A 624-nucleotide genomic window follows, 5' to 3' on the forward strand; every position below is an offset into this window, starting at 1 on the left:
GGGCTGTTGTATGGTCGTTGATAGCGTTCCTGATTAAAGATTCGTTTGAGGTCAGTTCCCTGTTTACAGATTCTTCGAGCTTCCTGAACTCGTCGTTCAGCATTTTCTCTGTAGATTCGGCTCTCTCTTTCAGCTTTTTCTCGAACTCCGCGCCCGTCTGTAAAAGATTGCTCATAAAACGCTCCTTTCTGTCTGATATTCCTCCCGCCGTTCGGGTCTGCAATGCTGATACTGCTTCGCGTCACCCTGACCACTTCAAGCCCCGCCTCTGTGAGCGCCTGAATCACATCCTGACGGCCTTTTATCTCTCCGGCATGGTAAAGCGCGTCTATCCCGCGTGTGACGCCCTCAGCAAGCGCCTGTTTCGTTTCCGGCAGGTTATCAGGAAGGGTCAGCGTCCGGCGGTTCTCCGGGGCGTTGGGGTCATGCAGCCCGTAATGGTGATTAACCAGCGTCTGCCAGGCATCAATTCTCGGCCTGTCTGCCCGGTCGTAGTACGGCTGGAGGCGTTTTCCGCTCTGTAGCTCCATGTTCGGAATGACAAAATTCAGCTCAAGCCGTCCCTTGTCCTGGTGCTCCACCCACAGGATGCTGTAATGATTTTTTTCGAGACCGGGCATCAGT

1 protein-coding gene and 1 pseudogene are annotated in these 624 nt (G+C 53.7%); both read right to left on the minus strand.

The window, feature by feature from the left end:
- The coding region (locus tag QP437_RS09680) for an MbeB family mobilization protein (RefSeq protein ID WP_285267694.1) at positions 1–175 on the minus strand (175 nt) is incomplete at its 3' end.
- 37 nt (positions 176–212) lie between these two features.
- Positions 213–620 (minus strand): annotated as a pseudogene (locus QP437_RS09685) (relaxase/mobilization nuclease domain-containing protein); the annotation flags it as partial.
- Between the last annotated feature and the right edge of the window lie 4 nt (positions 621–624).

The organism is Haemophilus sp. UMB1048, from assembly GCF_030218125.1.
Classification (GTDB): domain Bacteria; phylum Pseudomonadota; class Gammaproteobacteria; order Enterobacterales; family Pasteurellaceae; genus Haemophilus_D.